Origin of the sequence: Prosthecobacter sp. (assembly GCF_046154365.1) — a bacterium.
Lineage (GTDB): Bacteria > Verrucomicrobiota > Verrucomicrobiia > Verrucomicrobiales > Verrucomicrobiaceae > Prosthecobacter.
On sequence record NZ_JBJXFV010000050.1, the window covers coordinates 1 to 2712 of the forward strand.

Annotated in this window: 4 protein-coding genes; 3 read left to right on the forward strand and 1 reads right to left on the reverse strand. The window is 62.1% G+C overall.

Annotated features, from left to right (window positions below):
- Positions 1 to 189: hypothetical protein (locus ACKVY0_RS05205; RefSeq protein ID WP_409213728.1), on the reverse strand; the 189-nt coding region annotated here is incomplete at its 3' end.
- Between the two features lie 20 nt (positions 190 to 209).
- Here ACKVY0_RS05205 and ACKVY0_RS05210 point away from each other — a divergent pair.
- The 3 genes from ACKVY0_RS05210 to ACKVY0_RS05220 all read left to right on the forward strand — a co-directional run.
- On the forward strand, positions 210 to 737 hold the full coding sequence (locus ACKVY0_RS05210) for a sigma-70 family RNA polymerase sigma factor (protein ID WP_409213729.1): 528 nt from the start codon (positions 210 to 212) through the stop codon (positions 735 to 737).
- A complete protein-coding gene (locus ACKVY0_RS05215) occupies positions 734 to 1672 on the forward strand; it encodes a hypothetical protein (RefSeq protein ID WP_409213730.1) in 939 nt (312 codons plus the stop codon). The genes ACKVY0_RS05210 and ACKVY0_RS05215 overlap by 4 nt, the downstream gene beginning before the upstream one ends.
- 28 nt (positions 1673 to 1700) lie before the next feature.
- Positions 1701 to 2712: sulfatase-like hydrolase/transferase (locus tag ACKVY0_RS05220; protein WP_409213731.1), on the forward strand; the 1012-nt coding region annotated here is incomplete at its 3' end.

The following is a 2712-nucleotide window of genomic DNA, read 5'->3' on the forward strand; positions in this document are numbered from 1 at the left end:
TCCAAAAATGACGCGAAGATGATGAGCGCCGTGTTTTGACCCAAAACTATGTGAAACGACCTGCCGACGGAGCGTGCCATTGCCCGCATCGAAGTCCCCGAGGCCGACGTCTGCGAAATGATCGACAATAAAATGGGCGAGGGGGCGGTTCTGCAAACTTTTTTCGGCAAATGAGGCGGTGACTGGCAACGAGTAAGGTAGTCGCCACCATGCCATCGCCACCGGACCATCCTCAGCATGACCAGTTTCTCCGCCTCTACGCGGAGCATGAGGTGGCGTTGCATACGTTTGTCAGGTCACTGCTGCCGACGCGGCAGGAGGCTTCCGAGGTCATGCAGGAGGTGATTGTGGCCCTTTGGCAGGGTTTCACTTCGGCGGGGGAGTTTCGGCCCTGGGCTTTCGGTGTGGCTCGGAATCAGGTGCGGATGTATCTGCGCCGCCGGGTGAGGGATCGACATTTGTTTGATGACGACCTGGTGAACCGCCTCGCGGACTTGGCCGTGCAGCAGGAGCCGCAGCATGTCAGCGAGCGCGAGGCGCTGGAGCAATGCCTGCAAAAGCTGCCCCGCTCACAACATGAACTGGTGCTCGCCGCTTACACGAAGGGCACGCGCATCGACGATCTCGCCACCCGGCGCGGCCAGACGCCGATGGCACTCTACAAACTGCTCCACCGCATCCGGCAGGCCCTGCTGGACTGCGTGGAGCGCACACTGGCAACGGAGGAACTAATATGAACACAGACTGGCATGATCTCATCCAGCGTCACATCGCCGGACTCACGACGGAGGAGGAAGCCACGCTCCTGCAAGATGCACTCAAGCGGGATGATGCCGTGGCCCGGTTGTATCTCCGTTACATGAATCTCGATGTCGCCTTGGAAGCGCACGCCGCCTCGAACGAGGCAGTGAAGGAATTGCTAACCTCCTCGGATGCATCTACGCTCAGCCGCTCGACACGCTGGCACTTCTGGCGTCCGCTTACCGCTGCGGCGGCTGGGCTGGTGTTCGGGATTTTCGGCGCTTCGATGGTGTGGGCCTATGCGTTGCCGATGGCGAGCCGGGCGGTGGAACGGACGGTTTCCGTGCTCACGGAAGGTTTCGAGAAGGCGGACCTGACTTCGTCCCGAGGTTTTCCGCGTCAGGCGAATGAATGGTCCGGCGATGTGTCGGCTCCGGTGACGGCGGAATCCGGCGTGGCACCCATCGAGGGCGACCGCATGGCGCGGCTGGAGAAGGCAGCGTCGAGCGCGCGCCGATTTTCCTATGCCTGGCGGATTCTGGATTTGGCGGAACATTCCGCGCTGGACCAAGCAGAGACGCGAAAGATGGAGGTGACTGCGGCCTTTAACACAGCGGGCGAGGCACGTCCGCTGCACTATCAAGTCCGGCTGGCGGCCTTCAGTCAGGAGCCGGGTGAGGTGCGCCGGATTTGGAATCACGAGCCTGTGCTTTTCGACACCGTTCTCCAGCATGTGGGGCGCAATGTCATCACCAGCGCGGACCAGCCCGGCTGGCAGACCGTGCAGGCGAGCATGGAGCTTCCGCCGGGCACACGCAGCGTGGTCATCTCGCTGGCCGCGGGTGCGGCGGATGACGAGCAGCCGCCGGGCAGCCATTACCTGGACCATGTCCGCGTGCGATTTGTCCTCGCGCAAGCCTCTGCCGAATAGTTCCCCTCAAATCAGCTTCTTTTGCACCATGACTCCATCACTCCGCCACTCCATTCCACTTGCCCTGCTCATCCTCAGCGCCTTCGCACCCCTGTGCGTAAGAGCTGCTGCGCCCGCGAAGCCCAACGTCGTCTATATCATGGCTGATGATGTGGGCTGGGGTGACTTGAGCGTTCACGGCGGCGGCGTGCCCACGCCGAATATTGACCGGCTCTTCTCGCAGGGCGTGGAACTCACGCAGTTCATGGGCTGGTGCGTGTGCTCGCCGACGCGCGCGATGCTGCTGACGGGGCGGCATCCGATTCGTGTGGGCACCGCGCCCGAGGTGGGCGGCGAACTCGCGCTGGAGGAAACGACCATCGCGGAGGGTTTCAAGGCCAATGGCTATCGCACCGGCGTCTTTGGCAAATGGCACAACGGCGAAGAACCGGACACGCCGGAGTTTCAGGCGGCGTTCAAGGACGCGTTCAAGGCCATGCCAAACAAGACGCACAAGGGCGGCCACGGCGCGAATGCGCACGGCTTCGACGAGTCATGGATTTACTACGGAGGTGGTGCGGATTATTTCAATCGTCGGACGGTGAACGGACGCGGCCCGGTCTCTTGGTGGCACAACACCGAGTTCCGTGGCAACGACGAAGGCTACACCGACGACCTCGTCACGCGACGCGCTATGGAGTTCATCCGGGAGAACAAGGAGCGCCCGTTTTTCTGCTACATCCCATTCCACATCGCCCATGCGCCGTTGCAGGCCAAGGAGGCGGACTTGGCGGCCATTTCATCCGTCGATGTCGCCAAGCTCCCCGCCGCCAACGAAAGAACATCCATCGACGACAAACGCATCCATGCCGCCATGCTCCACTCGATGGACAACAACATCGCCGCTATCCGGGCGGAGCTGGAAAAACTGGGACTGGGCGACAACACCATCTTCGTCTTCACCAGCGACAACGGCGCGATGGCAGCCGGCAGCAGTCTGCCTCTGCGCGGTGCCAAGCACACGATTTACGACGGCGGCGTGAGGCTGCCGACGGCGATTC

Excerpts from the sequence above, each read along its gene's own strand:
- ACKVY0_RS05210 (WP_409213729.1), top strand. The coding sequence starts at position 210 with ATGCCATCGCCACCGGACCATCCTCAGCATGACCAGTTTCTCCGCCTC.
- ACKVY0_RS05215 (WP_409213730.1), top strand. The coding sequence starts at position 734 with ATGAACACAGACTGGCATGATCTCATCCAGCGTCACATCGCCGGACTC.